This is a genomic window from Streptomyces sp. NPDC029044 (assembly GCF_040637495.1).
Lineage (GTDB): Bacteria > Actinomycetota > Actinomycetes > Streptomycetales > Streptomycetaceae > Streptomyces.
The window spans coordinates 304,380-313,154 of sequence record NZ_JBEZWN010000002.1 but is presented as its reverse complement, the minus strand read 5'-3'; the positions used below and the strand labels follow the sequence as shown (position 1 = coordinate 313,154).

General features: G+C 72.6%; 7 protein-coding genes and 1 pseudogene. 6 read left to right on the top strand and 2 right to left on the bottom strand.

Annotated features, from left to right (window positions below):
- The 4 genes and pseudogenes from AB0E85_RS03370 to AB0E85_RS03355 all read left to right on the top strand — a co-directional run.
- Nucleotides 1-495: pseudogene (locus AB0E85_RS03370) on the top strand (glucose-6-phosphate isomerase); the annotation flags it as partial.
- Between the two features lies 1 nt (nt 496).
- On the top strand, nt 497-1,381 hold the full coding sequence (gnd, locus tag AB0E85_RS03365) for a phosphogluconate dehydrogenase (NAD(+)-dependent, decarboxylating) (RefSeq protein ID WP_361921927.1): 885 nt from the start codon (nt 497-499) through the stop codon (nt 1,379-1,381).
- A 3-nt stretch (nt 1,382-1,384) separates the two neighbouring features.
- Nucleotides 1,385-1,972, top strand: coding sequence for a histidine phosphatase family protein (locus AB0E85_RS03360; protein WP_361921925.1), 588 nt, complete (start codon nt 1,385-1,387; stop codon nt 1,970-1,972).
- A gap of 237 nt (nt 1,973-2,209) precedes the next feature.
- Nucleotides 2,210-3,676 carry a membrane-associated oxidoreductase gene (locus AB0E85_RS03355; protein ID WP_361921923.1) on the top strand — a complete coding sequence of 489 codons (1,467 nt, stop codon included), beginning with the start codon at nt 2,210-2,212 and terminating at the stop codon, nt 3,674-3,676.
- On the opposite strand, the gene AB0E85_RS03350 is transcribed toward AB0E85_RS03355, so the two are convergent.
- Both AB0E85_RS03350 and AB0E85_RS03345 read right to left on the bottom strand, forming a co-directional pair.
- Entirely contained in the window at nt 3,663-5,459 is a 1,797-nt protein-coding gene (locus tag AB0E85_RS03350) for a TIM barrel protein (protein ID WP_361921921.1), read from the bottom strand. The two genes, AB0E85_RS03355 and AB0E85_RS03350, sit on opposite strands and share 14 nt — an antisense overlap.
- Before the next feature lie 15 nt (nt 5,460-5,474).
- The gene (locus tag AB0E85_RS03345) at nt 5,475-6,350 is read right to left on the bottom strand and encodes a shikimate dehydrogenase (RefSeq protein WP_361921920.1); all 876 of its coding nucleotides are present in this window, start codon (nt 6,348-6,350) and stop codon (nt 5,475-5,477) included.
- A 143-nt stretch (nt 6,351-6,493) separates the two neighbouring features.
- Here AB0E85_RS03345 and AB0E85_RS03340 point away from each other — a divergent pair, with 143 nt between their 5' ends.
- On the top strand, nt 6,494-7,159 hold the full coding sequence (locus AB0E85_RS03340; RefSeq protein WP_361921918.1) for a TetR/AcrR family transcriptional regulator: 666 nt from the start codon (nt 6,494-6,496) through the stop codon (nt 7,157-7,159).
- A gap of 163 nt (nt 7,160-7,322) precedes the next feature.
- Nucleotides 7,323-8,681 (top strand): MFS transporter, encoded by a 1,359-nt coding sequence (locus AB0E85_RS03335; RefSeq protein ID WP_361921916.1) that lies wholly within the window; start codon nt 7,323-7,325, stop codon nt 8,679-8,681.
- Nucleotides 8,682-8,775: the final 94 nt, after the last annotated feature.

Here is an 8,775-nt window from a genome sequence, read left to right as displayed (position 1 = left end):
GGGCAGCACGCGTACTACCAGCTCATCCACCAGGGCACGAAGCTCATCCCGGCCGACTTCATCGGCTTCGCCCGGCCGGTCGCCGAGCTGAGCGACGGACTGAAGGCCCAGCACGACCTGCTGATGGCCAACCTGTTCGCGCAGGGGCAGGCGCTGGCCTTCGGCAAGACCGCCGAGGAGGTGAGGGCCGAGGGCGTGCCCGAGGAGCAGGTGCCGCACCGCACGTTCCGGGGCAACCACCCGACCACGACCATCCTCGCCACCGAACTGACCCCGTCGGTCCTCGGCCAGCTGGTCGCCCTCTACGAGCACAAGGTGTTCGTGCAGGGCGCGGTGTGGAACATCGACTCCTTCGACCAGTGGGGCGTGGAACTCGGCAAGGTCCTCGCCAAGCGCGTCGAACCCGCCCTGACCGAGGGCGCTGACGTCCCCGGTCTCGACCCGTCCACGGCCGCGCTGGTGGCCGCCTACCGCAATCTTCGGGAAGTGAACTGACATGCAGATCGGTCTTGTGGGTCTCGGCAAGATGGGCGGCAACATGCGCGAGCGCCTGCGCAACGCCGGCCACACCGTCGTCGGCTACGACACCAACCCCGAGAAGTCCGACGTGGCCAGCCTGGCCGACCTCGTCAACCAGCTGGAGGCGCCGCGCACGGTCTGGGTCATGGTCCCGGCCGGCGACCCCACCCAGCACGTCATCGACCGTCTGGCGGACCTCCTCAAGCCCTACGACACGGTGGTCGACGGCGGCAACTCCCGCTGGACGGACGACGAGAAGCACGCCGAGGAGCTGAGCAAGCGCGGCATCGGCTTCGTCGACGCGGGCGTCTCCGGCGGCGTGTGGGGCCTGAAGAACGGCTACGCCCTGATGGTCGGCGGCGAGAAGGAGCACGTCGACCGGCTGCTGCCGATCTTCGAGGCGCTCAAGCCGGAAGGCCCGTACGGCTATGTCCACGCGGGCAAGGTGGGCGCCGGGCACTTCGCGAAGATGGTCCACAACGGCATCGAGTACGCCATGATGCAGGCCTACGCCGAGGGCTGGGAGCTGCTGGAGGCCGTGGACTCGGTGGACAACGTCCGCGAGGTGTTCCGCTCCTGGCAGGACGGCACCGTCATCCGCTCCTGGCTGCTCGACCTCGCGGTCAACGCGCTCGACGAGGACGAACACCTGGAGAACCTCCGGGGATTCGCGCAGGACTCCGGCGAGGGGCGCTGGACCGTGGAGGCGGCGATCGACAACTCCGTGCCGCTGCCCGCGATCACCGCCTCCCTGTTCTCCCGGTTCGCCTCCCGGCAGGACGACTCGCCGCAGATGAAGATGATCGCGGCGTTGCGCAACCAGTTCGGCGGCCACGCCGTCGAGTCCGCGAAGAAGGCGTAGGACGTGGGTGATCTGCTGCTGGTCCGCCACGGCGAGACCGAGTGGAGCCGGAGCGGACAGCACACCAGCTTCACCGACCTGCCCCTCACCGCGCGTGGTGAGGAGCAGGCGGCGTCCCTCGCCCCGCTCCTGGCGGACCGTACCTTCGCGCTGGTCCTCACCAGCCCGCTCGCCCGCGCGGTGCGCACCGCCGAACTCGCGGGCCTGACCGGGCCCGTGCGGGACGCGGACCTGCACGAGTGGTACTACGGCGCCTACGAGGGCGTGACCACCGAGGAGATACACCGCACCCGGCCCGACTGGGACCTGTGGACCGACGGGGGGCCGCCCGGCCCCGCCGGCGAGCCCGGCGAGTCCCCCGAGGAGGTCGGCGAACGCGCCGACCGAGTGCTGGCCCGGGCGGAGAAGTCGCTGCCCGAGGGCGATGTGATGCTGGTGGCGCACGGCCACTTCCTCCGCGTCCTGACGGCCCGTCGGCTGGGTCTGCCTCCGGCTCGGGGGCAGTTGTTCCGGCTGGAGACCGGCACGGTCAGCCGGCTGTCGACCGAGCACGGCCGGCCGGTGATCGCGGAGTGGAACTCCAGGGCGTGAACCTGGCCCGGCCGGAGGTGAGAGCCTGCTTCTGAACCCCCGTCGTCCGCGCGGAGCGCGGGCGCAGCGGCGTTCGGTGCGTGCCCTCGGCGTGCGGCGTCGCGGTCATGTGGCGGAGCCACCTGTCCTGCGACGACGTGCGGCGAGGGTGCGTGCCGGGCGTCGACGGGCAGGCAGGGGTTCATAAGCAGGCTCTGTGTTGACAGCCTCCGGCCGGGCGCGTCAGAGTCCCCGCTGATGGAGATCGACAGCTTGACGCCCGCCGAGGAGCGGGTGTGGCGCGCCTTCGCGCGCGGGCAGGACGTGGACTTCCGCGCGTCCGCGGACGAGGACCCGGCGCGGGGCGCGGACTGGGGCCCCGAACGGACCGTACGGGCAGCCGTGGTGCGGGCCCTGCTGCTGAGCGCTCCGCAGGAGGACGGGGAGACCGCCGCCCTCAGACTGGCGGGGGCGCGGATCACCGGGGAGCTCCTCCTCCAGTACGCCGACATCGACCACGCCGTGCGCCTCAGCGGCTGCTTCTTCGAGGACACACCCGTCTTCTACGCGGCACGGCTGCGGCAGCTGAACCTGCGCGGGTCCGTCCTGCCCGCCCTGAGCGCCGAGACCCTGCGCGTGGACGGCGTGCTGCGCCTGTCGGACTGCCGGTTCGACGGGCCCGTCCGGCTCGGCGGGGCGCAGATCGCCGGGGCGCTGTTCCTGGACGGGGCCGGCATCGGCGAACCGCCCGCCGGGCAGGCCGCGCTCCAGCTCAACCACGTCACCGTCGGCGACGGCCTGTCGGCGCCGGGCCTGCGGGCGCACGGCGAGGTCCGCCTGACGGGCACGTCGACCGCCGGCACCATCGACCTCAGCGCGGCGCGGCTGACCGCCGGAGCCGGTGCGGCCGCCCTCGACGCGGTCACCCTCACGGTGGAGGGCGACTTCCTGCTGCGCGAGGCGGAGGTGCACGGCTGGATCGGCCTGCGCGGCGCCCGTGTCGCGGGCCGTCTGGACTTCTCCCGCGCCCGCCTGGTCAACCCCGGCGACGCGGCGCTGCGGGCGAGCAGCTGCACGATCGGCGAGCTCTGGCTGCGCAGGAGCCCACCCGTGTCGGGCACGCTCAACCTGCGCCGCGCCCAGCTGGACGTCCTCTTCCTGGAACCGGACGTGGTCCCCGGAGAGGTGCTGCTCGACAGCCTCGTCTACACCTCCCTCACCCCGCACGAGCCCGCCGAGCGGCGCCTGGAGATGCTGGAGAGGGACGGCGAGGGTTATGTCCCGCACGCCTACGAGCAGTTGACCGCCTCCTACCGCAGGGTCGGCGACGACCCGGCCGCCCGTCTCGTCCAGCTCGCCAAGCAGCGCCGCCGCCGCGCCACCCTGCCGTGGTACGGACGGCTCTGGGGCTACGTCCAGGACGCGGCCGTCGGCTACGGCTTCCGGCCGCTGCGCGCCGCCGGCTGGCTCGTGTCGCTGCTGCTGCTCGGCTCCCTCGTCTACGCGCTGCACCACCCCGAGCCGCTGAAGCCCGACGAGGCCCCCGAGTTCAACCCGGTCTTCTACACCCTCGACCTGCTCCTGCCCGTGATCTCCTTCGGGCAGGAGGGCGCCTTCGCCCCCACCGGCGGGTACCAGTGGCTCTCCTACGCCCTGGTGCTGACCGGCTGGATCCTCGCCACCACCGTCGTCACCGGCATCACCCGGACCGTCAGCCGCCAGTGAGGGCCCGCACGGCGTGCTGCGCGGCCAGCCGCACCGGGGCGTTGGCGGCGCCGTAGCCCCGGTAGCCGCCCTCGCGCTGGACCAGTTCGAAGAAGACCCGGCCGACGGTGCGGGTGTAGCAGTGGCGGAAGACTCCGTGGGCGTCGCGGTCGTAGAGGATGCCGAGGTCGCGGTAGGTCTCCAGCTCGCCGTCGGCGAACTCGAAGCGGGCGGCGAGGTCGTCGTAGTAGTTCGCCGGGACCGGCAGCGGGCTGCCGCCCGCCTCCCGGAAGCGGCGCGCGGCGGCGACCACGTCGTCGGTGGCCAGGGCGATGTGCTGGGCGTGGACGGTGTCGTCCGAGGGCGCGGCGCCGACGGTGAGGGCGATCCGGACGCTGCCGTCGGCGTTGGTGACGGCGCGGCTGCGCAGCAGGCCGTAGGGGTCGGCGACATCCACGCTCTCCTGGGCGTGCAGGCCGAGCACACCATGGTGGAAGAGGGCCGCCTCGTCGAAGTGGTGCCAGGGCTGGGTGAGGGCGAGGTGGTCGATGCCCCGGATGCCCGCCCGCCCCGGCGGCCGGCCCGTGTCCTCGAAGTCGGCACGCCAGCCGGGCCGTTCCGGGTGGTCGCCGGCGCAGAAGAACAGCTCCGTGCCGTCGGGGGCGGCGACGGCGTCCAGCGGGACGTCCCCGGGGGCCCGTCGGCGCGGCAGGACGGGCGCGAGCAGTGCCTCGGCGCGCCGGGCCGCCGCGGCCGGGTCCGGTGACTCCAGGCCGATCGCGGCGAGCCGGGCGCCGTCCCGGCGGACGGCCGGCCCGGTGTTGACCAGGATCCGGGCGTCGCCCTGCTCCCACAGGCCGACGGGCTTGCCGCGGTGGCGTGCGGTGCGGGTGAAGCCCAGGGCGCCGAGCAGCGCGGCCAGGGGTTCGGCGTCGGGCGTGACCAGTTCGGCGAAGGCGACACCGGTCGGGACGACGGGGCCGGGCAGCGGCGCCTCGCCCACCTCCTCCTGGAGGAGCAGCAGGGAGCGGCGGGCGTCGACGGCGGTCGGACCCGCCTCGGACTGCCGGAACACGTCGTTGAAGACCTCCAGGGACAGCGGGCCGTCGTAGCCGGTGGCCAGCACGTGCCGCACCAGTCCCGCGACGTCGAAGCCGCCCTGGCCGGGGAAGCAGCGGTAGTGGCGGCTCCACTGGAGCACGTCCATGGCGAGCAGCGGGGCGTCGGCGAGCTGGAGGAAGAAGATCTTCTCGCCGGGGATGTCCTCGATGCCTTTCGTGCCGGTGCCGCGGGAGAGGATGTGGAAGCTGTCCAGGCAGGTGCCGAGCGCCGGGTGCCCGGCCGCCTCGACGATGCGCCAGGCGTGGTCGTAGGTGCTGACGTGCCGGCCCCAGGCGAGGGCCTCGTAGGCCACCCGGACACCGGATTCCCGGGCCGCGTCGGCGAGCCGGCTCAGCTGCTCGGCGGCGAGGGCGTCGTCGTCCACCGCCTGCGGGGAGACGCTGGAGCAGACCAGGACCGTGTCGGCACCGAGCCGGCGCATGAGCTCGAACTTGTGCCGGGCCCGCCGCAGGTTCCTGGCGAACTCCGTCTCGGGGACGGCCTCGATGTCCCGCATCGGCTGGTAGAGGTCGATCCGCAGACCGAGGTCGGCACAGCGGGCGCGGACGTCCTCGGGGGTGAGGGGGCTGGCCAGCAGGTCGTTCTCGAAGATCTCCACCCCGTCGAAGCCGGCCCGGGCGGCGGCGTCGAGTTTCTCGGTGAGGGAGCCGCTCAGGGAGACGGTGGCGATGGACGTACGCAACGGCGGTACCTCTCTCTAGTTCGAAGCCCCGACGGCCCCGGCCAGTTCGGTCAGGTCCGCCAGCATCCGCGGGGCGTCGGGTTCCCGGCCGGTGAACAGGCGGAACGCGTCGGCGGCCTGGAAGGCGGCCATGCCCCCGCCGTCGAGGGTGGCGCAGCCCAGGGCCCGGGCGGTGCGCAGCAGCTCGGTCTCCAGCGGCCGGTAGACCACCTCGGCGACCCACAGTCCGGAGTGGAGCAGCTCGGCCGGCAGGGGCAGGCCGGGGTGGGCCGCCATGCCGGTGGGCGTGGCGTGGACGATGCCGTCGGCGTGCGCGAGCAGCTCGGTCCGCCGTTCCGGGGGCGCGGCGGCGGCGCGTCCTGCCCCGAAGGCGCGGTTGAGGGAACCGGCCAGGGCGGCGGCCCGCTCGGGCAGGGCGTCGACGACCGTGACGCGCTCGGCGCCCAGGGTGAGCATGGCGTGGGCGACGGCCGCGCCCGCACCGCCGGCGCCCAGCTGCACGACCCGTTCCAGTGGGACGTCGGGCAGCCCGCGGGCGAAGGAGGCGGCGAATCCGGTGACGTCCGTGTTGTGGCCGACCGCGCGGCCGTCCTCGAAGACCACGGTGTTGACCGCGCCCAGCGCCTCGGCCTGCGGGGCGAGCGCGTCCAGGTGCTCGATGACGAGCTGTTTGCACGGGTGCGTGATGTTGAGCCCGTCGAAGCCCAGGTCGCGGGCGGCGCGCAGCAGGTCGCCCACCGCCTCGGGCGGCACCTCGAGGGTGTCGATGTCGATCAGCCGGTACACCAGGCGCAGGCCCTGCCGGTCGGCCTCCCGCTCGTGCAGGGCCGGACTGAGCGACGGGCCGATGCCGGAACCGATCAGCCCGACGAGATACGACCTGCTGGGCACGCGCGCCTCCTGAGGGGCTCACTAATGTACGAACCAGTACGTTAGCTATATCAGCCGCGGAGGGACTCGGGAAGACCCCCGCGGCCGGGCGGCCCCCTGCTTCTAGAATCACCGGCACCGGCCCCTCCGCCCTAAGGAACCTGATGACCAGCGTCGAAGAACCGGCACGGCCTGGCGAGCGCATCCGTGACGCGGCCCGCACCCGCGCCGAGATCCTCGACGTCGCCACCCAGGAGTTCGCGCGGGCCGGCTACGACGGGGCCCGGGTGGACGAGATCGCCGCCCGCACCCGCACCACCAAGCGGATGATCTACTACTACTTCGGCGGCAAGGAGCAGCTCTTCACGGCCGTGCTGGAGCGCGCGTACGGCGTGATCCGGGAGGCCGAGCAGCAGCTCGACGTCGACCATCTGGACCCGGTGGCGGCCATCCGGCGCCTGGCGGAGCTGACGTTCGACCACCACGAGCAGCACCCCGACTTCATTCGCCTGGTCAGCATCGAGAACATCCACGAGGCGCACCACATCGCGGCCTCGGAGAAGCTCGGGAAGATCGGTTCCCCCGCACTGGACGTGATCCGCCGGATCCTGGCGTCGGGCCAGGAGTCGGGGCTGTTCACGGCGGACGTCGACGCCGTCGACCTGCACGCGATGATCTCCTCGTTCTGCTTCTTCCGGGTCGCCAACCGGCATACCTTCGGCGCACTGTTCGGCCGCGACCTGCTCGACCGGACACAGCGCGCGCACTACCGCACCATGCTGGGCGACATGGTGATCGCGTACCTGACGGCGGAGCGGACGACGGACTGAACACCCGGAGCGCGACCCCTTGACACCGGCGGCACTCGGGCGCAGCATCACTGGCCATCCCCTGTTAACTACCCAGTGGGTTAATTAGCCGCGATCCGGCACGTCCCCCTCTGCTCTCCGTTCCCCTCACTCCGCCCAGGGCGGAGCCCGTCAAGGAGCCGCCGTGTCCGTTCCCGCCATGCCCTCAGGGTCCGTCGCCCCGCCCGGTCAGCCCAGGAAAGCCGCGACCGCAGCCTGGGTCGGCAGTGCTCTGGAGTACTACGACTTCTTCATCTACGGCAGCGCCGCCGCGCTGATCTTCCCGGAGGTGTTCTTCGACGAGTCCGACCCGGCCACGGCGACCCTGCTGTCGCTGGCCACGTTCGGTGTCGCGTACGCCGCCCGCCCGGTCGGCGCGCTGGTGCTCGGGCACTTCGGGGACAAGCTCGGCCGCAAGAAGATCATGGTCTTCACGCTGATGCTGATGGGACTGTCGACGTTCCTCATCGGCTGTCTGCCGACCCGGGAGCAGGTCGGGGGCCTCGCCCCGGTCCTTCTGGTGCTGTGCCGGGTGCTCCAGGGCATCTCGGCGGCGGGCGAACAGGCCAGCGCCAACTCCATGACGCTGGAACACGCGCCGCCGGGCCGGCGCGGTTTCTTCACCAGCTTCACCCTCAGCGGCACCCAGGGCGGCCAGCTGCTGGCCACGCTGGTCTTCATCCCGGTCGCCGCGATGCCCGAGGAGCATTTGCTGGCGTGGGGCTGGCGGCTGCCGTTCTGGCTGAGCGTCGCGGTCGCCGTCGTCGGCTGGGTCATCCGCCGCAAGCTGGACGAGACGCCGGCCTTCGCGCAGCAGGCCGCCGAGGAGGGCGTCGTCAAGCTGCCGCTGGTGGTGCTGCTGCGCGAGCACTGGGCGGATGTACTGAGGGTGATCGCGGGCGCGCTCGTCGCCTCGGTGAGCACGATCTTCACCGTGTGGGCACTGGCGTACGCCACCAGCGACGGGGTCGGCATGTCGCGCACCGCCATGCTGTGGGTGGGCGCCCTGGCCAATGTCGTGGCGCTCGCCGCAATCCCGCTGTGGGCCTCGCTCTCCGACCGGATCGGCCGGCGCCCGGTGTTCCTGATCGGCGCGGCCGGCAGCGCGGTGACGATGTTCCTGTACCTGTGGGCCGTCTCCACGGGCTCCTACCCGCTGACGTTCCTGACGGGCGTCCTCTGCTTCGGCGTGGTGTACAGCGCCGCGAACGGTGTGTGGCCCGCCTTCTACGGCGAGATGTTCACGACCCGGGTCAGGTTGTCCGGGGTGGCGATCGGCACGCAGATCGGTTTCGCCGCGGCCGGTTTCGCGGTGACGTTCGCTGCGCAGATCGCGGGGCCGGGCGGCGACGACTGGTCGGCGGTGGCACTGTTCACGGCGGCGTTGTGCGTGCCACCGGTGATCGCGGCGGTGTCGGCGCGGGAGACGCACCAACTCCCCACGGAAGTGCTCGGTGAGCGTGCGGCCCGGGGAACCGGCCGGCCGGAGAAGGTGACGGTCTGACCACCCTCCGGTGCCGGGTGCCGGGTGCCGGGTGCCGGGTGCCGGATGCCGGATGCCGGGTGCCGGGTGCGGGGCGCGGGGGGCGGGGGGCGGG